The organism is Alteromonas sp. ABE4_545, from assembly GCF_056161325.1.
On the sequence record NZ_JBSWYY010000021.1, the window covers coordinates 20,968 to 41,968 of the forward strand.

Consider the following 21,001-nt stretch of genomic DNA (forward strand, 5'->3'; position numbering starts at 1 on the left):
TTCTAGCGCATTAAATGTGTACAATAAATATGATACCACGTATATCGCGCTGGCCGTTGAATCCTTTACAGAGATTGATTATGAAAAAACTGCCTTTGTTAGTTTGTTTGACCCTAGGTTTAACTGCATCAGTTTATGCGGAAGGCGATCCTGAGGCAGGAAAAGCCAAATCAGCAGTTTGTGCAGCTTGCCATGGCATGGACGGAAACAGTGTTATTACACTCAATCCGAAAATTGCAGGTCAACATTCAGTTTATCTCGAAAAGCAACTTAAAGAGTTTAAACTCGCCTCAAAAACAGGCGGACAAGAAGGTCGAAATAACGCGGTGATGAATGGCATGGCCGCCCCGTTGAGCGACCAAGATATCGCAGATTTAGCTGCTTATTTTAGCTCACAAGAAGGCACACCCGGTGCAACCCCAGAAGATATGGTAGCACCCGGGCAAGCACTGTATCGCGGTGGCGATGCAGAACGCGGTATTACAGCATGTACCGCGTGTCACGGCCCTGCCGGTAATGGTGTCGAACTAGCTGGTTTCCCAGATATTAGCGGCCAACATGTCGATTACACTATTGCTCAATTAAAAGCTTTTCGTTCAGGCCAGCGAGCAAACGACATGAACGGCATGATGAGAGATATAGCCGCTAAATTAACCGACCAAGACATCGAAATCTTAGCTAATTACTTAGCAGGCCTACATTAAAACCTAATAATTTCAGCCACATGTTAATTTATTGTTACATGCGCTGTTGTATTATTAGACGAATGGTGTATGCTAGTTGAATAATTTGAAAGTGTTGTCGTAATTCTTTCAAATTAATGTCAAACAATAATAATAAAATAAAGACAGGACGAACAATAAAGCGTCAGGAAGACCCAAAACAATAACGTCGCTCTGTAAGCAAGAAAAATAAGGGGAGCACTGCAGGAAGCCAGCAAAGCACAAAGACGTGCATTAACGGGAGAGGTGTCATTTGACACTCGTATACAGGGCGATGGTCTTTGACCATCGCCTTTTTATTTGCGCTAATAGCCTACCGTTTGTTTTATCTTCTTGAGCGTGCTTTATGATATGTCCCTTGTGTGACCACACACAGATTTCAGATTTTCACACTGATAAAAAACGTCATTACTGGCAATGTGACCAATGTCAGTTGGTGTTTGTCGACCCTGCGTCTTTGCCCTCACCTCAGGCAGAAAAGCGTGAATATGACCTACACGAAAACCATGAAAACGATCCAGGATATATCGGCTTTCTATCGAAAATAGTGCCTCATGTTGTCGACGCATTTGCCAGTCGACAAGGTAGTTCACCACCGCGTTTGCTCGATTTTGGTTGTGGACCCACTCCAGCACTTGTAGGGCTGATGAAAGAAAAAGGATTTGAAACACATTATTTTGATCCTTTTTACTTCCCTAATCAGGAAGTTTTCAACGGTCAGTACGACGTGATTGTTTCAACAGAAGCCATTGAACATTTCCACAGCCCTAAGCAGGAATGGGAAACATGGCAATCTTTGTTAAAAACCGGCGGTGTACTCGCCGTTATGACAAAGCGTGTGATAGACAGTACGCGCTTTGCGAGCTGGCATTATAAAAATGATCCGACCCACGTGAGCTTTTTCTCAGAATATACGTTTAAGTGGTTAGCAAGTCGCGATAAAATGAACATTCACTTCCCCAGTTCAGATATAGTCATAATGCGGAAGCAAACTTAGTTTCGCGTTATAGTCGCTCTCTCAATATTGAGTTTTAAAAAGTTATGTCACAGAAAAGAAAGAAATCACGTAAAGTTGGGCTAATTGGCGTTAGAAAAGATCCTGACTTTAAAAAAAATCGTTCGAGTCATTCTCGCGGCGATACCTCTCCGCCTAAAAAGACCAAAGGTAAGCCTGCGGGCAGCCGCCACAATGTTGAAATGACCAAGGCCTCAGGCGAGAAACGCGGTAAAGCGTCATCAGACCCTCGCCATGGTAGCAAAAAGCCTATTTCACTTGTTGCCACTGCAGCAGTAACGAAAAAGGTTGAACAAAAGAAATATGCTACCCCGGCGGAAGAATTAGCCGCGATTGAAGCAGATGCGCGTTTGGTTGCGTTGCTGGATAAACTCGACAGTGAACAAAAACTAACGAAAGAACAAGAGCAATACGTAGAAACCATGATGGCGCGTCACAAAGTACTGTGCGACTTAATGGGAATTAGCGACGAGGAAGAAGACGATGACGACCCGTTCGATAGCCTCGATGCAATGAAAATCGATGACTTTAGATAATTAAACAGGTGGTTGTATCATGCTCTGGACAGTAGTAATCAGTGTTGCGTTACTCATAATTGCAGCACTTGGTGTCTATGCAGGCAAATTGCTGTTTATGTTGAAACAGCAAAATGAACGTCAAAAAGCAGCCAGAGAGGCGCGCTTGGCTAACATTACCGAAAGTATTGAAACCATAGCCAAAGCGATGGAACAACAACAATGCGACCTGTCAGAAGGTGCGATTCGTATTTGTCGACTATTGCAATTGTTGCCTCAGCCTGAGACCAGCTATCGAGAAAGCTTTCCCCATATCCATGCGTTATTTGTAGCGGTTAGCGGGTTTGCAGTACTTGATGCTCGTAAAGCGTTATCGAAACAAGAAAGACGTAAACAAGACAAAGCAAGAGAAGAAATTGAGTCACAGCACGAGAGTAAAGTATTAACCGAATTACCCGCGTTACAACAAATCTATCAACACGCCAAACTCGAGCACTAGTAAACTACTTTCTTGCAAGTGCTTTGGTTTTGCCGTAGCAATGGCAATCAAGGGTATGGTCGTTTACCATGCCCACTGCCTGCATAAAGGCATAGCAAATTGTCTCACCGACAAACTTAAACCCTGCTTTTTTTAACGCTTTCGCCATAGCCTTCGACTGCTCAGTACTGGTAGGTACGTCTTCGATTCTTTCCCATTGATTAATCAGCGTTTTTCCATCGGTAAATTGCCAAATAAAGTCACTAAATGGCACGTCTTCTTGGATACGCAAGTACGCTTTCGCATTGGAAATAATGGCATTTATTTTCCCACGACTCCGAATGATTCCAGGGTTGTTCATTAGCCTTTCAACGTCATCTTCGTTCATCGCTGCAACTCGCTCTGGATCAAAATAATGAAACGCCTGCTCAAAATTTTTCTGCTTTCTCAATATCGTTAGCCAACTCAAACCCGCTTGTTGACCATCTAGACACAACTTGGCAAATAGCGCCTGACTGTCATAAACGGGTACGCCCCACTCATTATCGTGATAAGTTTGATATTGCTCGTCATTGCTGACCCAGACGCAACGTGTAATCGTCATGGGGGTAGATCCTGTTTATTCATTTAAATTTCTCCCACAAATGCCCTTATTTTCCGGTATAAGGCCTACATTCACAGGCTGACAAAATGTATACTAAGCGACTTTTCAGTCCTCAGTAAGCTTAAAAGTAGCGGATGTATGCACAAATACGATAGTAAGACGTTTCAAGGCCTGATCCTGGCATTACAGGACTATTGGGCCAGACAGGGCTGCGTCATTATTCAGCCTTTAGATATGGAAGTGGGCGCAGGTACGTTCCACCCAATGACTTTCCTTCGTTCACTTGGCCCAGAGCCGATGAGCAGTGCTTACGTGCAACCTTGCCGTCGCCCTACTGATGGTCGTTATGGTGAAAACCCAAACCGTCTACAACACTACTACCAGTTTCAGGTGATGCTTAAACCGTCACCCGATAATATCCAAGAGTTGTATTTAGGCTCACTAAAAGAGCTCGGGTTCGACCCACTCGTGCACGATATTCGTTTCGTGGAAGACAACTGGGAATCACCTACGCTAGGTGCGTGGGGTCTTGGTTGGGAAGTATGGCTCAATGGAATGGAAGTCACTCAGTTCACGTACTTCCAGCAAGTCGGTGGTTTAGAATGTAAGCCAGTAACTGGCGAAATCACCTATGGTTTAGAGCGTTTGGCGATGTACATCCAAGGCGTAGACAGCATCTATGACCTCGTTTGGACAGATGGTCCAATGGGTACAGTGACTTACGGCGACGTATTCTTACAAAACGAGATCGAACAATCGACCTATAACTTTGAGTACGCCAACGTTGAAGCCCTATTCAAAACCTTCGACGAATGTGAAGCGGCAAGTCAGTTATTGATCGAAAAGAACTTACCATTGCCTGCATATGAACAAGTGATGAAAGCTTCTCACGCGTTTAACTTACTCGATGCTCGTCACGCCATTTCAGTAACTGAACGTCAGCGTTACATTTTACGAGTTCGCACTTTGGCAAAAGCCTGTGCAGAAAGCTATTACCAAGCGCGTGAAGCGTTGGGCTTCCCTCTTTGCAAGAAGGAGCAGTAATCGTGCAAACAGAGAATTTATTAGTAGAATTAGGTAGCGAAGAGTTACCACCGAAAGCCCTGAAAAAACTGGCTCAGAGCTTTGCCGATAACGTGCAAACCGCACTTGAACAAGCAGAGCTTGGTTTTGATAACGTGCAATGGTTTGCCGCACCACGCCGTTTGGCAGTATACGTTACTGCACTTGCAGCTTGCCAAGAAGACAAAGTGGTAGAAAAACGTGGCCCAGCCGTACAAGCCGCTTTTGACGCCGATGGTAACCCCACGCGTGCAGCCCAAGGTTGGGCCAAAGGTAACGGCATTGCCGTTGAGCAAGCCGAGCGTTTGAAAACCGACAAAGGCGAATGGTTGTTACATCGTGCTGAAGTGGCAGGACAACCTATCCAAGCGCTGTTGCAATCAATCATTGAGACGGCCATCAGTAAATTACCGATTCCAAAGCCGATGCGCTGGGGTAATTACACTACGCAATTTATCCGCCCAGTTCACACCATTTGTGCGCTTTATGGCAGCGATGTAGTAGACATTAACGTGCTTGGCTTGGATTCAGGTCGTCAGGTACTTGGTCACCGTTTTCACAGCGAAGGCGCATTTGAATTAGACCATGCAGACAACTACCTGTCTGCGCTAAAAGCCCAGTATGTGGTAGCCGATTATGATGCCCGTGTAGCGAAAATTGCAAACGATTTGCAAGCAACTGCTGCGTCATTATCGCTAACTGCAGACTACGATACCGACTTGCTTGAAGAAATCGCTTCATTAGTTGAATGGCCAGTAGTATTGCAAGCTGGTTTTGATGAGTCATTCCTTGCGGTTCCTAAGGAAGCGCTTATTTATACGATGAAAGACGATCAGAAGTACGTACCTCTTTTGAACGCAGACGGTGAGCTAAGCAATACCTTTTTGTTCGTCAGCAATATAGAAAGCCAAGACCCCACTCAAGTCATTAGTGGTAACGAAAAAGTTATTCGCCCTCGCCTCGCCGACGCTGAATTCTTTTTCAATACAGATAAAAAGTCATCGTTGGAAAGTCGTCTAGCGTCGTTAGAAACGGTGTTATTCCAAAAGCAACTAGGTACTTTGGCGGATAAATCTACGCGCATTTCTGCATTAGCGGGTTATGTAGCAGAGCTGATTTCTGCCGATGTTACTGCTGCATCACGAGCAGGTTTGTTATCAAAAACAGATTTGATGACAAATATGGTAATGGAATTTCCTGATGTACAAGGCGTAATGGGCAAATACTATGCGCTTAATGACGGCGAACCTGCACTCGTTGCTAATGCTTTATACGAGCAATATTTGCCGCGTTTTGCTGGTGATACTCTGCCACAGTCTAACGAAAGTGCTGCGGTAGCGTTAGCCGACAAAATTGACACCTTAGTGGGTATTTTTGGTATTGGGCAATTGCCTAAAGGCGATAAAGACCCCTTCGCACTTCGTCGTGCAGCCATTGGTGTATTGCGTATTATCGTTGAGCTGTCTCTCGATATCGACATTGAGCCATTGGTAGAAAAGGCCATTGCTATCTATGGTGACAAGCTAACCAACAAAGATACGCAGCAGCAGGTAGTAGACTTTGTACTTGGCCGATTTGTGGCATTAATGCAAGACCAGTCTATCGATACAGACGTGATTCAAGCTGTGGCGGCGCGTAGACCAACACAGCCAGCAGACTATGCGGCACGAATTAAAGCAGTTGATGCATTCAAGCAAAACGAAGCAGCTGAGGCACTTGCTGCAGCGAACAAGCGTGTAGCGAATATATTAGCTAAAAACAACGTGGAAGCCGACGCAGCCATTAACCCAGCATTGCTAACCGAAGACGCGGAAAAGGCGCTTTACGATAGCCTGATTGCGGTTAAAACCGATGTAGAAGCGGCAGTTGCCAGTAAGGATTACGCTAACGTACTGTCTAAGTTAGCGACTTTACGTAGCACTATTGATTCATTTTTTGATAGTGTAATGGTAATGGTAGACGATCATGCGGTGAGAAACAACCGCTTGGCTTTACTTCTAATGTTACGTCAGCTTTTCTTGACCACAGCTGATATTTCTTTGTTAGCAAAAGCCTGATCAATCAGCAGAACAAAACGGGAAACTAACCGTTACTCCCCGTTTTGTTCTCGCCTCTTTTTGTAAAAATGCTAAGGCTTATTTCATTGTGCTAAAAAAACTGTCTCTGTTATTTCTAACCGCATGCTTATCTGCATGTGCTTCCAACCCACTACCTTACATCCCTGGTTTCAGCTCTTCAAATGTCGACTTTTCTGGGTTGTATTTACGCGGTGTATTTAATTGGTGGGAAGCGCAGCCCGCTTATCAATTTACCCAAAGTCATAGCGAATGGTTTGTGGATGTTGAATTGATAGCAGATGGTCAACCTTACGATTTCAAAGTATCTGATTTAAATTGGACACCAGATCAAACTTGCGGCGCTCGTTATAAAGGTCAGCCAGTTTCGACTAAAGAGGCGAGCTTTATGATTTGTGGAGCAGATGCAGACACATTGCAATTCACTCCGTCTGAAACAGGAACCTATCGTTTTAGCCTCTCTAACGCTAGCAGTGATGAGTTGAGGCTTGAGATAAACAAGTTATAAGCCTTTGAGCATTCAATCCAATAGCGCGCTTTACAGCGCTATTTTTTTGCTTGTTAGATAGTAATTCATTCCTACTTTCGCTCCTCTGACGTACTAATCTATCAACTCCACCCTAAGACTATTTAGCTCGCATTAAAAAAGCCGCTAAGAGCATTAATCCCCTAGCGGCTTTTGATAACTAACGCTTTGCGTCAAACCCTGACTAGACGTCGAGGTTTTCTACTTTTAGTGCATTCGCTTCAATAAACGCTCGACGTGGTTCAACTTGGTCACCCATCAAAGTTGTAAACAATTGGTCACAACCAATCGCATCTTCAATCGTTACCTGAAGCATACGACGACTTTCTGGGTCCATGGTGGTTTCCCATAGTTGGTCTGGGTTCATTTCACCCAATCCTTTGTATCGTTGTATATATTGACCACGTTTAGCTTCATGCATCAACCAGTCTAGTGCAGCTTTAAAGCTCTCGATTGGCTCACGCTTTTCACCACGTTTAATGAATGCTGTATTACTCATCATTTCATTAATCGCATTGTTCAAATCGCGAATACGCTGATATTCCACAGACTCGATAAAGTCTCTGCCCATTGAATATTCATAATCGATACCGTGCATACGCATGATAATCGTAATGTAGAATTCACTGCGCTCTTCATCACGACGAATTTCATAACGATATGTCGCACCGTCAGATTCTTGCTCTGTAAGTGCATTAGTAAAGGTTTCAGCAAACCCTTTTAATGCAGCTTCATCAGTAAGTTCATTCGTATGTAGTGTTTCCGTGTATAACAACTTGTACCAAAGGCTAGTTGGCATTACACGGTGCATACGGGCAATCATCTTCTCTACAGACTGGTATTGCTTCACTAAGTTTTCTAGCGCAACACCGGTAATCGCTGGTGCATCTTCTTCAGGATACAATTCAGCACCATCAAGAGCGATAGAAGTAAGGTAAGCAGTTAACGCTTCATCATCTTTTAGATATTGCTCTTGTTTGCCCTTTTTCACTTTATAAAGTGGAGGCTGAGCAATATATACATATCCACGTTCGATAATTTCAGGCATCTGACGATAGAAGAAAGTCAGAAGCAATGTACGAATGTGAGAGCCGTCTACGTCCGCATCGGTCATGATGATAATACGGTGATAACGCAGTTTATCTGGGTTGTATTCATCACGTCCAATACCACAGCCCAGAGCGGTAATAAGCGTCGCGACTTCCTGTGATGACAGCATTTTATCAAAACGCGCCTTTTCTACGTTTAGAATTTTACCTTTCAGAGGCAAGATAGCTTGGTTCTTACGGTTACGACCCTGCTTAGCTGAACCGCCAGCTGAGTCACCCTCCACTATATAAAGTTCGCTGTGTGCCGGGTCTTTTTCTTGGCAGTCAGCCAATTTACCAGGCAAACCTGCTAAGTCTAACGCACCTTTACGACGTGTCATTTCACGTGCTTTACGAGCCGCCTCACGCGCTCTCGCTGCATCAATGATCTTACTTGCAATAACTTTACTGTCTTGCGGGTTTTCCAACAGGAATTCCGCGAGTTTTTCATTCATCGCAGATTCAACAGCTGGGCGCACTTCAGATGAAACCAATTTATCTTTGGTCTGAGAAGAGAACTTAGGATCAGGCACTTTAACAGAAATAACCGCAGTCAAACCTTCACGAGCATCATCACCACTCGCGTTGGTTTTGGCCTTTTTGGTTAGCCCCTCGCTTTCCATGTAGTTATTGAGTGTACGGGTAAGTGCACCACGGAATCCGGCTAAGTGAGTACCACCGTCACGCTGAGGAATATTGTTAGTAAAGCAGAAAATGTTTTCTTGGAATGAGTCATTCCATTGCATTGCCACTTCTACTGAGATGCCATCTTCACGCTCAAAGTCGAAGTGAAATACCTTCTGGTGAACCGGTGTTTTTGCACGGTTAAGGTATTCAACAAACGCTTGAATACCACCTTCATAGTGGAAGTGATCTTCCTTGCCATCGCGTTCATCTTTCAACTTGATGGACACGCCAGAGTTCAGGAATGACAACTCACGTAAACGCTTAGCCAAAATTTCATAATGGAAAAGGGTATCAGAGAAGGTATCTTCACTAGGCCAAAAACGGATACTGGTACCTGTTTTGTCGGTTTCGCCTACCACAGCCAACGGCTCTTGCGGTACACCATGTACGTATTCTTGCTCATGGGTTTTTCCGCCGCGACGTATACGTAGTTTTAACTTCTTTGATAGCGCGTTTACTACTGATACACCTACACCGTGAAGACCACCCGACACCTTATAAGAGTTGTCGTCAAACTTACCGCCTGCGTGAAGTACCGTCATGATAACTTCAGCCGCAGACACGCCTTCTTCAGGGTGTAATTCCGTAGGAATACCGCGACCATCATCCGTTACAGAAACCGACCCATCGGTGTGGATGCTAATTGTAATCTCGGAGCAATGCCCAGCAAGCGCCTCATCGATAGAGTTATCGACAACCTCGAAAACCATGTGGTGCAAGCCGGTTCCATCGTCTGTATCACCAATGTACATGCCTGGACGTTTTCTTACTGCATCTAAGCCTTTTAATACTTTGATGCTGGAAGAATCGTAATTATTCTGCTCTGACATACTTGTTCTTACTCCTCGTTCACATGACCATGTTCCACGTGAAACATCTTTTTCTCTTTGTATTTTTCGATAAATGAAAGCTGAGACTTTTCGATTGCTGTTACAAATACTTGTGCTTCAGCCTCTAGCAGCCCATCAATAAACCGCTCTCGTTTATCTATATCTAATTCTGCACCGACATCATCTAACAAAAAAATACTGTGTCGATGTGTCAATGTACGGAATAATTTAGTTTGCGATAGCTGCAACGCAGCTACGGCCATTCGTAACTGCCCTCTGGAGAGTATCTCTTGTGCCTGAAGTGCATTTACTTTAAAACGCAAATCTGCCTTATGAGGGCCTGCAGAGGTGTGCCCTATTTTTCTATCGTACTCACCTTTTTTAATCAGTGCTTGCTCAAAGGTGGAGTCTTTATCCCATCCTTTATAATACGAGATCTCTACCGAAAACTCAGGTAGAAATTGAGAGCACACTGACTCGAAAACTGGCTTTAACTGGCTAATGTAGTTTTCGCGAAAGTGAGTTATTTTATCACCAATCAAACATAATTGCTGATCCCAATAAACAAAATCTGTAGGTTTAGTTTTATCAGGCTGTTTAAGCAACGCATTTCGATGATGAAGTAATTTGCTGTACTGTTTAGACAGCTGCTGATAAGAATGTTCCACGTGGAACAATCCCCAATCACAAAACCGTCGGCGTTCACCCGGAGTACCAATAACTAAGTCGGTACTTTGTGGAGTAAACAATTGAACTGGTACTTGGCTTACTAACGAAGACAATCTATTAGAATGCTCGCCGTTAATACTACAAACGAAGTTGTCTCCCTTACCCCGCTCTAACCCAATTTTGGTCGATGTTTCACTTTCATCAATATTACACTGAGCGAAAATACTAAATTTTTCCTGCTCATGTTTAATGACAGAGTGATGCTTAGATGTCCGAAAGGAACGCCCGAACCCCAAATAATGTATCGCTTCGATCAAAGACGATTTACCACTGCCATTCCTTCCAGTTATGACTGAAAGCTCAGGCGATGGAGTTAACGACGCAGATGTGAAGTTTCTAAAATTGGTTAGCTGGAATTTTTCCAGTTTCATAAAGAGAGAACTTAAGAATTAAACAGCGGGTATTGTACGCTAACAATACCCTACTGAAAATTATGACTAGAGACGCATCGGCATGATGACGTAAAGCGCGGCGTCGTCATCTGCGTCTTCAATCAATGCACTAGAGTTAGCATCTGAAAGATTAATTTTAACATTGTTCGAGCCAATCCCGTTTAACACGTCGATCAAATACGCCACGTTAAATCCGATTTCTAAAGTATCGCCTTCATATTCAACATCAACGATTTCCTCAGCTTCTTCTTGCTCAGGGTTATTCGCCGTAATTTTCAATTCAGCATTATCTAAGTTTAATCGAACGCCACGGAATTTTTCGTTTGACAGTATCGCTGCGCGTGAAAACGCATCTTTTAACAAATCTTTCTTCGCGATAATGACTTTGTCACCGTCTTTAGGCAATACACGGCGATAATCAGGGAATCGGCCATCAACTAATTTACTCGTGAAAATAAAGTCGGTTGAGAATATACGAATGTGGTTGGCACCCATTTGTACTTTAAGCAACTTCTCAGAATCTTCTATTAATCGAGAAATTTCCAATACGCCCTTACGAGGAATAATCACTTGTCTCGCGGGTAACGTACCTGCTTCGTAAGCAAGGCGACACAGGGCTAAACGGTGGCCGTCCGTAGCAACAGTTCGCACTAAGTTTTCTTCGGTCTCTAGCGACATACCATTTAAGTAATAACGCACATCTTGCTGTGCCATAGAAAACGCAGTGCTATCTATCAAGCGTTTCAAATCAGCGCCTGAAACTTCAAACTCCACCTCGCCTTCCCAATCTTCTAAATTAGGATAATCGTTGGCTGACAATGTAGATAAACTGTAACGACCACGACCAGCTTTGATTACGGCTTTATTCGCATCCACTGTAAATTGCACTTCTGTACCGTCGCTTATACCACGGCAAATATCGAAGAGCTTTTTAGCGGGAACCGTAATCTCGCCTTCTACGAATTCATCTTCTAGCTTAATGCTGGCAATGAGTTCAACTTCTAAGTCTGTGCCGGTAAGCCAAAGTGCGCCCTCACTGACCTTAATCAGTACATTAGATAAGATTGGTAATGTGTGTCGGCGTTCTACTGCGCCCGACACGAGCTGAAGTGGTTGTAAAAATTTCTCACGACTGATGGTAAATTTCATCGGTGCTCTTTCCGCCTCGGATTACGTCATCGTTATTTAAGAAGACAAGGTTCTGATCAGGTTCTTGTAGTCTTCTTTTATATCATGACTTTCTTCTCTAAGCTGCTCTATTTTACGACAAGCATGCAACACAGTTGTATGGTCGCGACCACCGAACAAATTACCTAATTCAGGCAAGCTGTGGTTTGTTAACTCTTTAGCTAACGCCATAGCCACTTGTCGAGGTCGAGCAACACTACGACTTCTTCGTTTAGAGAGGATATCAGAAACTTTGATTTTATAATAATCGGCAACAGTTTTTTGAATGTTATCAACCGTAACTAATTTTTCTTGCAGCGCTAGCAAATCGCGCAGCGCTTCTCTTACAAAATCAATGGTGATAGGTCGGCCCGTAAAGTTAGCGTTGGCAATAACGCGGTTTAATGCCCCTTCTAATTCACGAACATTCGAGCGTAATCGCTTAGCAATAAAGAACGCCACTTCATTCGGTAAATGAATTCGGTTTTCCGCGGCTTTACGCATCAAAATTGCAACACGTGTTTCCAGCTCAGGAGGCTCTATCGCAATGGTAAGGCCCCAACCAAATCGAGATTTCAAGCGGTCTTCCACACCGTCAATTTCTTTAGGGTATCGGTCTGACGTTAAGATGATTTGTTGGTTACCTTCCAACAACGCGTTAAAGGTATGAAAGAACTCTTCTTGTGAATGCTCTTTATTAGCAAAGAATTGAATATCATCAATTAGCAAGGCGTCAACAGAACGATAAAAACGCTTAAAGTCTTCAATCGCATTATTTTGCAACGCTTTAACCATATCCTGCACAAATCGCTCTGAGTGCATATACACAATTCGTGCATTTTCACGATTTGCCATAATGCCATTACCCACCGCATGCAATAAGTGGGTTTTACCTAAACCAGTTCCACCATAAATAAATAACGGGTTGTATGAACCACCTGGGTTATCCGCCACCTGGCTCGCAGCGGCACGAGCTAATTGGTTTGATTTACCCTCAACAAAGTTATCAAACTTGTAATTAGGGTTAATGTTACTTTTGTGCGTCATCCCCTCAGGCAAAGGCACAACATTGGGCTTACTGTTTGAGCCCCCATGACTACTTTGGTGAACAGGGGTATGTTGTGTCGCCGTGGCAGTACTCGCTGGTGCAGACTCAGACAACTTAACTTTAACAGGCTCTACAGGCGTACTTTGCACAACGGGTGTAACAGCTTGCTGAGATTGCGCACTGTGTGCAGCAACAGGCGCATGGTGTGGCGCAGAAGGCGTATTTTGGGTTGCTGCCAGAGATGCGCTGCTATTATTAGAGCCATGTTGTGCTGACGTAGAAGCAGAGTTGGTATTTGATGATGGCGCAGCAGATTGATTGTCCGACAGCGCACTACTTCGCACAGGAGCGCGTAACGCTACTTCTAGGCGTAGTTGAGGGGCATTCCCTCCTTCAAACTCTATAAATAGCTGGTTGATCTTGTCTCTGTACTTATCTCGCACCCAGTCAAGAATAAAGCGATTTGGTGCATAAAGCGTAACTGCAGCATCGTCCTGTTGAAAAGTGAGCGGTCTTATCCACATACTGAATTGCTGGGTCGGCAATTCCTGCTTGAGACGCTCAAGACATTGATTCCATAAAGACATGATTATCTGCTGCTCCGATTGTGCGCTAAGCACTTATATTTATTGGCTTACAAATTGATGTCATCTTAATGATTACACGTCGCCTTCAATGATGAAAAGTGGCGATCTAGTAGATAATGTAAGATGTGGGTACATAAATAAAACTAAGCTGTGGATTATCTTATTTCTGAGTAAGAAAGTAAATCCAGATCATCAAAGATCTGATTCAATGTAGTTATATCTATATGTAATTTAAATATTTTTCTTTACTATGGATCAATAAAAATTGGCATGATCATTCCATAGTGATCGTGATCAATGCGCAAAACGATCTTGATCTATTGGATAAAATCAAGCTTTTTTACACGCTTCCTGTGGATAATTTATATTTATTAATTGCTTTATTCACATACAGCTTGATGAATATTTAGCAGAAACCGGCCAATTTTTAGTAAAAAAAGGTGAAAAATAACGCTCAAATCCTTTATAAACGTTGACAGCAAGCCCCGAGATCTCTAGAATTCAGCGTCCTTTTGTAAAGGCGAGATGTTTGCGCTCAGTAAAACTGAATGTTAGCTTCGAGGCTTTACTGAATATGTTTAACCCCGAATAGTGAGACATTGGTCATGAAAAGAACATTTCAACCGAGCAATCTTAAGCGTAAGCGCTCTCACGGTTTCCGTGCTCGTATGGCGACTAAAAATGGTCGTAAAGTACTAGCCGCTCGCCGTGCTAAAGGTCGCGCTCGCCTTTCTGCTTAATGGAATAATTCCAAAGTGGGCGAAAATCAGTTTTCAAGGGAGTTACGTCTGTTAACTCCCTCCCACTTCTCTTACGTCTTTGAAGACGCAACTCCTGCCGTTTCCCCTACTTTTACTATTTTAGCAAGAACAAGTCAGTCTGATAAACCTAGACTCGGCATTACTATTGCCAAAAAACGGGTCAAACGCGCTCACGAAAGAAATCGACTTAAACGCCTAATACGAGAAAGCTTTCGTCACAAGGCAAAAAACTTACCTTCTGTTGATATAATAGTGATTGGTAAATCTGGCGCTGATCAGCTTTCCAACCAGGAAGTGTTTAACACACTGGAAAAGTTATGGAAAAAGCTCTCAAAGCGCTGCGCAAAATAACGATTTTTATCCCGTTACTATTGATAAAGTTCTATCAGTACTTCATATCACCTATGTTGGCACAACGTTGTCGGTTTCATCCGAGTTGCTCTCAATACGCATTAGAAGCATTAAAAATACACGGATTGTTAATTGGCGGTTGGTTATCAATCAAACGCATATTAAAATGCCAGCCTTTACATCCGGGCGGCATGGATCCGGTACCCGAAAAAAAGCAGAATAAACATTCACATTAACTAAGAGATTTCTATGGAATCCCAACGCAGTTTTCTATTAATAGGCCTCGCGCTTGTCAGCTTTTTACTCTGGCAACAGTGGCAAAAAGATTACGGTCCTGAACAAGTACAGACCGTTACTCAAGAAAGTAATACGTCTTCACGCTCTGAAGGTGTGAGTTCAGCTGTACCTATGGACGATACAGGCGTAACTGCGTCTAGCGATGTGCCTAGTTCAGATGAAACAGCCGCCACAGTACAACCTACTGTATCGGGTGCACGTATTATCAATGTTAAAACCGACACCTTCGCACTCCAAATTGATTTGGTCGGCGGTGATGTGGTTGAAGCAGACCTTGTAAAATACACGGTTTCACAAGATTCAGAAGAACCATACAGCCTTCTGCATCCTAAACCAGTTTACATTGCGCAAAGCGGATTAGTGGGTGCTAATGGCCCTGACAATAACAAAGCAGGCCGCCCTCGCTATGAAACAACACAGACCGACTTTGAACTCGTAGGTGATGTACTAGAAGTACCGCTAACTTGGCAAAGTGCCGATGGCATTCAAGTTACAAAAACATTCACTTTCAAACGTGATCACCACGACATAGATATTACCTACACTGTCACAAACAATTCTGGCAAAGTGGCTCAGTTCCAGCCCTATTCTCAATTGCAACAAAGTACAGAGAAGCAAGACAGTAATATGTTTATGCCAACGTACCGCGGTGCAGCCTATTCAACTGAAGATATTCGTTATGAAAAATACACGTTTGACGATATCGCAGATGAGAAGCTAAGAGAAACCACTACAGGTGGTTGGGTTGCCATGCTTGAGCACTACTTTGTGTCTGCTTGGGTACCACCACAAGATCAAACTAACTCAATTTACTCTATCGACCGCAGTGGTAGTACAGCAATCATCGGCTATAAAGGTGAAAGCGTTGAAGTACAAAACGGTGAATATGCCACTATCAGCAACACGCTTTACATCGGTCCTAAAGATCAGGATACACTCGCACAGCTCGCTCGTGGCCTAGACCTAACTGTTGATTACGGTATTTTGTGGTGGATTTCTCAACCGCTATTTACCCTACTTCAGTTCTTGCACAGCATTGTTATGAACTGGGGTGTAGCCATTATTCTGATTACCGTTATTGTAAAAGGCAGCATGTATTTGCTTACCAAAAAGCAATACGAATCTATGGCCAAAATGCGTAACCTTGCACCTAAGATGCAACAGTTAAAAGACCGCTTTGGCGATGACAGACAAAAAATGTCACAAGCGATGATGGAGTTGTATCGCAAAGAGAAAGTTAACCCTATGGGCGGGTGCTTACCTTTATTGCTACAAATGCCAATTTTCTTAGCATTATACTGGGTACTACTAGAAAGTGTTGAGTTGCGCCACGCTGGCTTCGCATTGTGGATCACCGACTTGTCGGTTCAAGACCCCTACTTTGTATTGCCAATCCTTACGGGTATCAGTATGTGGATGCTACAAAAACTGCAACCCACTACAATGACCGACCCAATGCAGCAGAAGATCATGCAAATCATGCCTGTGGCAATGAGTATTTTCTTCTTCTTCTTCCCTGCCGGTTTGGTTCTATACTGGTTGGTAAGTAACGTGATTACCCTTGTTCAAGCGAAAATGATTTATGCTTCAATGGAAAAACGCGGACTTAAGTCTAAGTAGTTCACCACCTAGCGTAAATTAAAGACTTAATCAGCCCGCACAAGCGGGCTGTTTGTTAAATACCGGAGAATAACAATGCCTTCATTCGACATCGTATCTGAAATCAATATGGAAGAAGTGCGTAACGCGACAGAGAACGCGTCTCGTGAACTTTCAACTCGCTTCGACTTTCGCGGCGTAGAAGCATCATTTGAATACACCAACGAAACAGTAGTCATGACTGCACAAGCAGAATTTCAGTTGCAGCAAATGGATTCTATGTTTCGCACTGCATGTTCAAAGCGAAATCTAGACACCTCAGCTATTGACGTAAAACCCTTTGATCATCGCGGTAAAACATTCCGTCAAACCATCGCGTTTAAGCAAGGTATTGAACAAGCAACCGCAAAGAAAATAGTTAAGTTAATCAAAGACAATAAAATGAAAGTGCAAACCGCAATTCAAGGTGATCAACTGCGTGTTACTGGCAAAAAGCGTGATGACTTACAAGCGGTAATCAGCTTGATTAAAGCCAATGACTTAGGTCAGCCTTTTCAATACAACAACTTCCGCGACTAATCATGAACTCACCACTCACCAGTCATACTGAAACCATTGTTGCCCAAGCTACCGCAGCAGGGCGTGGTGGTGTAGGTATTGTGCGTGTATCAGGCCCGCTAGCCACAGACGTAGCAGCAAAACTGGTACAACGCCCTCTTCCTCCACGGCAAGCAGTTTACGGCCCCTTCTATGGCGCACAAGAAGAAGTGATAGATGAAGGTATCGCGTTATTCTTCAAAGGCCCAAATTCGTTTACCGGCGAAGACGTGCTTGAATTGCAAGGTCACGGTGGCCAAATCGTGATGGATATGCTGATAGAAGCCGTGATGCAAAGTGCAAACGTACGACTGGCGAGACCGGGTGAGTTCAGTGAACAAGCTTTTCTCAACGACAAGCTCGACTTGGCCCAAGCAGAGGCCATTGCAGATCTCATTGATGCTAGTTCAAAACAAGCAGCGAAAAGCGCCCTGCGAGCAATACAAGGTGAGTTCTCACAAAAAATTCACGCACTCTCAGAGCAGCTTATTCACTTGAGAATGTACGTAGAGGCAGCCATTGATTTTCCCGACGAAGAAATTGACTTCTTGTCTGATGGCAAAGTATCGGGTGATCTCAACGCCATTATTACTTCGTTGAATCTTGTACAGCAACAAGCAAAACAAGGGGCCTTGCTGCGAGAAGGTATGCAAATCGTGATTGCAGGTCGCCCTAACGCGGGAAAATCCAGCTTGTTGAATGCATTGGCAGGCAGAGAAAGCGCGATTGTTACCGACATCGCTGGTACCACTCGTGATGTTCTAAAAGAGCACATTCATATTAATGGTATGCCGGTTCATATTATCGATACCGCAGGACTTCGTGAAAGCCCTGACAAAGTAGAACAAATTGGTATTGAACGCGCGTGGCAAGCCATTGAAGACGCTGACCGCGTGCTTTTTGTTGTCGACAGTACAGAAACCGACAATATAGACCCGTACTTAATTTGGCCTGAGTTTATGCAGCGTTTACCTGCGGGTATGCAAACAACCGTAGTACGCAATAAAGCCGATTTATCAGCTCAACCAGTGGGCTTACAAACTGTGCCTACTGAACACGGCAATATTCCAGTATTAAGTTTGTCAGCCAACACAGGGCAAGGTATTGATGCTTTGCGCAATCACCTCGCCGATATCATGGGTTTAGATACCACAACAGAAGGCCAATTTATTGCCCGCCGTCGACACATCGATGCACTCAATCTAGCTCAAGCGCATATCGACACAGGCAAATCTCAATTAGACGACCACCTAGCCGGAGAACTGTTAGCAGAAGAGCTCAGACTAGCTCATAACGCGCTAACTGAGATAACCGGTGAATTTACATCTGATGATTTATTAGGGCGTATATTCTCGTCTTTCTGTATCGGTAAATAAGCGTAAATAATCTGTATAAGGGCAAGTGGCGCAGGAACTGTCATTTGCCCACACACTCATAGTGTAAAGTTTACTTTAAAGCATTCACTATGAAAAAAGCTATCATCGTTGCACTCGTTGTATTTTCTGCACAAACCATAGCAGACGATAGTCAACGTCCCTCTCGTCCTGAAGGTCGGCCTTCGATCCCCCAAGCTTCATTTGACGCCTGTAGCGACAAATCAGAATCACAAAGCTGTAGTTTTGAGGATGACAGAGGAAACACCATGAGTGGGACTTGCTCACTACCTCCCCCCGACTCTGATTCAGATGCACTATCGTGCAGACCAAATAGAAACAATGACAATTTTGGTCCGCCACCACAAGATAACTAGTTGACTTTTCGACCAATGTTTCACATGAAACCTTGATGCTTATTTAATCAAGCGTGGCCATTTTGCCACGCTTTTTTGCATTAACGATTAAATCCTGAACCCTGATATACTAAGCGCCAAAGTCACAGGTAGAATATGAATTATGCAACAATACGTATTTATCGTAGGCACGATGCTCGGCGCCACAGAGTATGTAGCAGACGCACTCGTTGAAGTAGTGAAAGCCAAAGGCCATGAAGCCGAGGTTATCTTAGAGCCTGAATTAAGTGCACTTTCTAAAGACGCGATTTGGGTCGTGTGTTCTTCAACTCATGGGGCGGGAGAATTACCAGACAATATCCAACCTTTTGCCAAACAATTAGCTACGGCTGATCTCAGTGGCGTACAAGCCTATGTGATTGGTTTGGGTGATACCAGTTACGACACCTATTGTTTTGGTGCAAAAACGCTAACCACGCATCTTGAGCATGGTGGTGCCACATTACTCGCTCCACCTCATCACATTGATGTTCTTGCCCATCCGATACCAGAAGATGACGCTGTTGAGTGGTTTACTCAACAACTCGGTGCCTAGTTTAGAACATGTATACCCAGTCCGAGATTGATGCTCTACAAGGCCCTGTGTCCAACCATGCCAGGGTGCTTTACCTCATGGGTTTGCGCCCTACTGCAAATTCAGTTACGGCAACCACAGCGCCACTCAATTACAAAACCCTATTGCAGTTGCTCAATAGCAAACACAATCAATTTTCACTTGGCCGGGAAATTAACGAACTTATCGACGAATTGAACGTTAATGAATTAGTGGCATTACCAGAGAACACGTCAATATCAAATTCGCTCAACGGCCAAGTATTGATTTTGCCACTCATGCTGTCTAACGACGACAACTTTCAGCGTTACCATCACCAACACAACCGTATGACTCGGCATTGGCAACCCGACGAAACCATGTTTAAAGAGCTGGCTAGCTTGCTAGGCATAATTGATGCCCACTATAATGAACAAGACGTCGGTGAATTTATCGCCTATTGGCTAGGACGGCCTGACACCTTGTTAAGCCCCTATCAATGGCACCAAAAGTTCGTGCAATCCATGAAGATGAAACGCACGGTTGCCAATAATACGGTAACCAAGAAAGTGGGCACACAATCTGTCACAATAGCCTCTGGCATAGAGGCCGACGATAACGCACGACGTCTTGTAGAAAAGTACGCTAACAAATCGAAGAGTGATAAATGAGTTCGCTAAAAGATAAAATTGATAATCTCGCCAGAACCATGGGTAAACAACCCACATCTGCAACCAGCTATCGCGATTATCAAAGCTTACGCACCGAATATGAGCAGCAAGCCAATCGTGACATCCAGCAATTGCAGCAACGCAGTAAGCAGAATCGTATTGCCGCCATTCATGGCAAGTCAGACCTGAATCCGAAGTGGACCTTCGATACTTTGATTCAAGACGACGATGATGTAATGGAAGCCGTGAGCATAGCTCAGTCTTTTATTGCGGCCCATGATGATGAAGCTTGGCGCAACAGTGGCTCGCACATGATGTTGTTCTATGGTGATTACGGCAGAGGAAAGTCCCATATTGCCGGTGCCATCGCCCATCAGCTAATTGATCAGTACGAAATTTCTGTGTTGTACAGACAACTCTCTACGTTATTGGAAATGCGTTATTACGCCTATGACTTTGGTGCACAAGACAACGCAAGCCAAAAATTTAGAGAGATCAATCAAGAGCTATTAGAAGTCGATCTATTGATCCTCGATGAAGTTTGCGTAAACGAAACCATGCTAAAGAAAAACGCACAGAGTTGGTTGGGTAATTTATTACGTCAGCGCTTGGTTAATCACAAGAACTGTATTTTGATCACCAACCACAATTTAGCTGAGCTCGAAAATGCTCTGGGTAAGTACTGCTTTGAATCTATTAAAGAATACGATACTTACCGCGTACGATTCTCAGGCCCCAGCAGGCGCAGAGATTTAGGCCAAGATGTGGTTGAGCCTGAAAATATCACTCCCAGATATCAGCCAAATCAGGTCAGATAAAAAATACGCTGCATAAAATAACTAGGTTTAAACCTTTTGGTGTGTTCAAGCGACTAAGCTT

At 43.8% G+C, this 21,001-nt stretch carries 22 protein-coding genes; 17 read left to right on the plus strand and 5 right to left on the minus strand.

All coding sequences use genetic code 11. The annotated features are described in order from the left end of the window. Positions 1-80 precede the first annotated feature (80 nt). From ACXAH6_RS15845 to ACXAH6_RS15860, 4 genes are all read left to right on the plus strand, one after another. Positions 81-704, plus strand: a complete 624-nt coding sequence (locus tag ACXAH6_RS15845; protein ID WP_474878375.1) for a c-type cytochrome — start codon at positions 81-83, stop codon at positions 702-704. 376 nt (positions 705-1,080) lie between these two features. Next, positions 1,081-1,719: a class I SAM-dependent methyltransferase gene (locus tag ACXAH6_RS15850; RefSeq protein WP_474878377.1), complete on the plus strand. Its 639-nt coding sequence runs from the start codon at positions 1,081-1,083 to the stop codon at positions 1,717-1,719. Positions 1,720-1,763: 44 nt separating this feature from the next. After that, entirely contained in the window at positions 1,764-2,273 is a 510-nt protein-coding gene (gene yihI, locus ACXAH6_RS15855; RefSeq protein WP_474878379.1) for a Der GTPase-activating protein YihI, read from the plus strand. A gap of 19 nt (positions 2,274-2,292) precedes the next feature. Continuing rightward, entirely contained in the window at positions 2,293-2,751 is a 459-nt protein-coding gene (locus tag ACXAH6_RS15860) for a DUF2489 domain-containing protein (RefSeq protein WP_474878380.1), read from the plus strand. Positions 2,752-2,755: 4 nt separating this feature from the next. On the opposite strand, the gene ACXAH6_RS15865 is transcribed toward ACXAH6_RS15860, so the two are convergent. Then, a complete protein-coding gene (locus ACXAH6_RS15865; RefSeq protein ID WP_474878382.1) occupies positions 2,756-3,334 on the minus strand; it encodes a DNA-3-methyladenine glycosylase I in 579 nt (192 codons plus the stop codon). Positions 3,335-3,472: 138 nt separating this feature from the next. Here ACXAH6_RS15865 and glyQ point away from each other — a divergent pair, with 138 nt between their 5' ends. The 3 genes from glyQ (at position 3,473) to ACXAH6_RS15880 (ending at position 6,979) form a co-directional block, all read left to right on the plus strand. Further along, on the plus strand, positions 3,473-4,378 hold the full coding sequence (gene glyQ / locus ACXAH6_RS15870; RefSeq protein WP_474878383.1) for a glycine--tRNA ligase subunit alpha: 906 nt from the start codon (positions 3,473-3,475) through the stop codon (positions 4,376-4,378). Between the two features lie 2 nt (positions 4,379-4,380). Beyond that, positions 4,381-6,453, plus strand: coding sequence for a glycine--tRNA ligase subunit beta (gene glyS, locus ACXAH6_RS15875; protein WP_474878385.1), 2,073 nt, complete (start codon positions 4,381-4,383; stop codon positions 6,451-6,453). Between the two features lie 88 nt (positions 6,454-6,541). Beyond that, on the plus strand, positions 6,542-6,979 hold the full coding sequence (locus ACXAH6_RS15880; protein WP_474878387.1) for an early set domain-containing protein: 438 nt from the start codon (positions 6,542-6,544) through the stop codon (positions 6,977-6,979). A gap of 202 nt (positions 6,980-7,181) precedes the next feature. Here the strand turns inward: ACXAH6_RS15880 and gyrB are convergent, their stop codons facing one another. The 4 genes from gyrB to dnaA form a co-directional block, all read right to left on the minus strand. After that, on the minus strand, positions 7,182-9,602 hold the full coding sequence (gyrB, locus tag ACXAH6_RS15885) for a DNA topoisomerase (ATP-hydrolyzing) subunit B (protein WP_474878389.1): 2,421 nt from the start codon (positions 9,600-9,602) through the stop codon (positions 7,182-7,184). Between the two features lie 8 nt (positions 9,603-9,610). Beyond that, the gene (gene recF / locus ACXAH6_RS15890; RefSeq protein ID WP_474878391.1) at positions 9,611-10,702 is read right to left on the minus strand and encodes a DNA replication/repair protein RecF; all 1,092 of its coding nucleotides are present in this window, start codon (positions 10,700-10,702) and stop codon (positions 9,611-9,613) included. A 66-nt stretch (positions 10,703-10,768) separates the two neighbouring features. Beyond that, on the minus strand, positions 10,769-11,872 hold the full coding sequence (gene dnaN, locus ACXAH6_RS15895; protein ID WP_474878392.1) for a DNA polymerase III subunit beta: 1,104 nt from the start codon (positions 11,870-11,872) through the stop codon (positions 10,769-10,771). A 36-nt stretch (positions 11,873-11,908) separates the two neighbouring features. Beyond that, positions 11,909-13,525, minus strand: coding sequence for a chromosomal replication initiator protein DnaA (gene dnaA, locus ACXAH6_RS15900; RefSeq protein ID WP_474878393.1), 1,617 nt, complete (start codon positions 13,523-13,525; stop codon positions 11,909-11,911). Between the two features lie 605 nt (positions 13,526-14,130). On the opposite strand from dnaA, the gene rpmH reads away from it, so the two are divergent. The 10 genes from rpmH (at position 14,131) to ACXAH6_RS15950 (ending at position 20,940) form a co-directional block, all read left to right on the plus strand. After that, positions 14,131-14,265: a 50S ribosomal protein L34 gene (gene rpmH, locus ACXAH6_RS15905; protein ID WP_014290886.1), complete on the plus strand. Its 135-nt coding sequence runs from the start codon at positions 14,131-14,133 to the stop codon at positions 14,263-14,265. A gap of 15 nt (positions 14,266-14,280) precedes the next feature. Next, positions 14,281-14,637, plus strand: coding sequence for a ribonuclease P protein component (gene rnpA, locus ACXAH6_RS15910; RefSeq protein ID WP_474878395.1), 357 nt, complete (start codon positions 14,281-14,283; stop codon positions 14,635-14,637). Further along, positions 14,604-14,873, plus strand: coding sequence for a membrane protein insertion efficiency factor YidD (gene yidD, locus ACXAH6_RS15915; protein ID WP_474878396.1), 270 nt, complete (start codon positions 14,604-14,606; stop codon positions 14,871-14,873). Before rnpA ends, yidD begins: the two co-directional genes overlap by 34 nt. A 13-nt stretch (positions 14,874-14,886) precedes the next feature. Continuing rightward, positions 14,887-16,554 (plus strand): membrane protein insertase YidC, encoded by a 1,668-nt coding sequence (gene yidC, locus ACXAH6_RS15920; protein WP_474878398.1) that lies wholly within the window; start codon positions 14,887-14,889, stop codon positions 16,552-16,554. A gap of 75 nt (positions 16,555-16,629) precedes the next feature. Beyond that, positions 16,630-17,112 (plus strand): YajQ family cyclic di-GMP-binding protein, encoded by a 483-nt coding sequence (locus ACXAH6_RS15925; RefSeq protein ID WP_474878400.1) that lies wholly within the window; start codon positions 16,630-16,632, stop codon positions 17,110-17,112. 2 nt (positions 17,113-17,114) lie between these two features. After that, positions 17,115-18,506: a tRNA uridine-5-carboxymethylaminomethyl(34) synthesis GTPase MnmE gene (gene mnmE, locus ACXAH6_RS15930; protein WP_474878402.1), complete on the plus strand. Its 1,392-nt coding sequence runs from the start codon at positions 17,115-17,117 to the stop codon at positions 18,504-18,506. A gap of 89 nt (positions 18,507-18,595) precedes the next feature. Next, on the plus strand, positions 18,596-18,880 hold the full coding sequence (locus ACXAH6_RS15935; RefSeq protein WP_474878403.1) for a hypothetical protein: 285 nt from the start codon (positions 18,596-18,598) through the stop codon (positions 18,878-18,880). Positions 18,881-19,022: 142 nt separating this feature from the next. After that, entirely contained in the window at positions 19,023-19,454 is a 432-nt protein-coding gene (locus tag ACXAH6_RS15940) for a flavodoxin domain-containing protein (protein ID WP_474878404.1), read from the plus strand. An 8-nt stretch (positions 19,455-19,462) separates the two neighbouring features. After that, the gene (locus ACXAH6_RS15945; RefSeq protein ID WP_474878406.1) at positions 19,463-20,122 is read left to right on the plus strand and encodes a DnaT-like ssDNA-binding domain-containing protein; all 660 of its coding nucleotides are present in this window, start codon (positions 19,463-19,465) and stop codon (positions 20,120-20,122) included. Continuing rightward, positions 20,119-20,940 carry an ATP-binding protein gene (locus tag ACXAH6_RS15950; RefSeq protein WP_474878407.1) on the plus strand — a complete coding sequence of 274 codons (822 nt, stop codon included), beginning with the start codon at positions 20,119-20,121 and terminating at the stop codon, positions 20,938-20,940. Before ACXAH6_RS15945 ends, ACXAH6_RS15950 begins: the two co-directional genes overlap by 4 nt. Positions 20,941-21,001 lie beyond the last annotated feature (61 nt).

Bases quoted from the DNA above. Each gene is read 5' to 3' on its own strand.
- ACXAH6_RS15845 (WP_474878375.1), top strand. From the start codon at position 81: ATGAAAAAACTGCCTTTGTTAGTTTGTTTGACCCTAGGTTTAACTGCA.
- yihI (WP_474878379.1), top strand. From the start codon at position 1,764: ATGTCACAGAAAAGAAAGAAATCACGTAAAGTTGGGCTAATTGGCGTT.
- ACXAH6_RS15860 (WP_474878380.1), top strand. From the start codon at position 2,293: ATGCTCTGGACAGTAGTAATCAGTGTTGCGTTACTCATAATTGCAGCA.
- ACXAH6_RS15865 (WP_474878382.1), bottom strand. From the start codon at position 3,334: ATGACGATTACACGTTGCGTCTGGGTCAGCAATGACGAGCAATATCAA.
- glyQ (WP_474878383.1), top strand. From the start codon at position 3,473: ATGCACAAATACGATAGTAAGACGTTTCAAGGCCTGATCCTGGCATTA.
- gyrB (WP_474878389.1), bottom strand. From the start codon at position 9,602: ATGTCAGAGCAGAATAATTACGATTCTTCCAGCATCAAAGTATTAAAA.
- recF (WP_474878391.1), bottom strand. From the start codon at position 10,702: ATGAAACTGGAAAAATTCCAGCTAACCAATTTTAGAAACTTCACATCT.
- dnaN (WP_474878392.1), bottom strand. From the start codon at position 11,872: ATGAAATTTACCATCAGTCGTGAGAAATTTTTACAACCACTTCAGCTC.
- dnaA (WP_474878393.1), bottom strand. From the start codon at position 13,525: ATGTCTTTATGGAATCAATGTCTTGAGCGTCTCAAGCAGGAATTGCCG.
- rpmH (WP_014290886.1), top strand. From the start codon at position 14,131: ATGAAAAGAACATTTCAACCGAGCAATCTTAAGCGTAAGCGCTCTCAC.
- yidD (WP_474878396.1), top strand. From the start codon at position 14,604: ATGGAAAAAGCTCTCAAAGCGCTGCGCAAAATAACGATTTTTATCCCG.
- yidC (WP_474878398.1), top strand. From the start codon at position 14,887: ATGGAATCCCAACGCAGTTTTCTATTAATAGGCCTCGCGCTTGTCAGC.
- ACXAH6_RS15925 (WP_474878400.1), top strand. From the start codon at position 16,630: ATGCCTTCATTCGACATCGTATCTGAAATCAATATGGAAGAAGTGCGT.
- mnmE (WP_474878402.1), top strand. From the start codon at position 17,115: ATGAACTCACCACTCACCAGTCATACTGAAACCATTGTTGCCCAAGCT.
- ACXAH6_RS15935 (WP_474878403.1), top strand. From the start codon at position 18,596: ATGAAAAAAGCTATCATCGTTGCACTCGTTGTATTTTCTGCACAAACC.
- ACXAH6_RS15940 (WP_474878404.1), top strand. From the start codon at position 19,023: ATGCAACAATACGTATTTATCGTAGGCACGATGCTCGGCGCCACAGAG.
- ACXAH6_RS15945 (WP_474878406.1), top strand. From the start codon at position 19,463: ATGTATACCCAGTCCGAGATTGATGCTCTACAAGGCCCTGTGTCCAAC.
- ACXAH6_RS15950 (WP_474878407.1), top strand. From the start codon at position 20,119: ATGAGTTCGCTAAAAGATAAAATTGATAATCTCGCCAGAACCATGGGT.